The following is a 1,003-nucleotide window of genomic DNA, read 5'->3' as shown; positions in this document are numbered from 1 at the left end:
GATGGAGGATATTCGTGAAGACCATCGACGGCCCGCAGAAGACGCCGTCTTCGAGGGTGACGCCCTTGTAGACGCTCACATTGTTCTGGATCCTGCATCCGTTCCCGATAGTGACGTCCGGTCCGATGACGACATTCTGACCGATGGTGCAGTTGCTTCCGATTCTGGAACCGGCCAGCAGATGTGAGAAATGCCATACCTTCGTGCCCCGGCCGATCGAGACGTTGTCATCGACGGCGGTCGTGGGGTGAATGAAAACATCCGGGAAGCCCGGAGCGGCGGGCGAAAGCACCCCGGCGCGACCCTTTTCTTTCTGTTCCATGGATTGCTGGCTGAGTTCGAGAACGCTCAGGACCCGGAGCCCCTCCTCGCCGGAGGTGATGGGCGGTTCGCCGGTCCGGACCGCCGTGAGAAAGGCTTCGCATTCGGCCCTCAGAGGCTCCTTCCAGGATGTGCTGATATCGATGGGCACGCTCTGGGCCTCATGGGGAACGGGAATGCCGTTCTGCCAGTTGATGGTGTGGGGATAAAAGACGAGTTTCCGCTCGACCGGTTCGGTATCGTCGAAGACGAGCATGCCGCTGCTCCCCACGACGACAAGACGCTGTTCCTTGAAAGGGTTCAGCCAGCTCACGAAGACATGGGCGCCGATGCCGGACGGGAATTTGAGATTGGTGACGGTGACATCGGGGATCTGGGCATGCAGGAAGCTGTTTCCGACCGACTCCACGAAAGACGGGGCCTCCCCCGTGATGCTGAGGATGACGGAAAGGTCGTGGGGGGCGAAGGACCAGAGGATGTTCTCTTCGCGGCGGATCTTTCCCAGGCTCAGGCGCCGGGAGTAAATGTACTGAAGCCTGCCGATCCGGCCTTCCCGGATCATTTTTTTCAGGGTGACGACCGCCGCATGGTATTGAAGGACATGGCCGACCAAGAGAATTTTCTTCCTCTCCCGGGCGACGCGGACCAGCTCTTTCCCGTCACGGCAGGTCAGCGACAGCCG

General features: G+C 60.2%; 1 protein-coding gene. It reads right to left on the bottom strand.

Going from position 1 to position 1,003, the window contains the following annotated elements:
• On the bottom strand, positions 1-1,003 hold a 1,003-nt coding region (locus CW742_RS15350; protein ID WP_292421924.1), incomplete at both ends, for a Gfo/Idh/MocA family oxidoreductase.

The sequence above is a fragment of the Methanoregula sp. genome, assembly GCF_002835825.1.
Taxonomy (GTDB): Archaea; Halobacteriota; Methanomicrobia; order Methanomicrobiales; family Methanospirillaceae; genus Methanoregula.
Note: the sequence above shows the minus strand (reverse complement) of the source record. Positions and strands in the feature narration are given on the sequence as shown.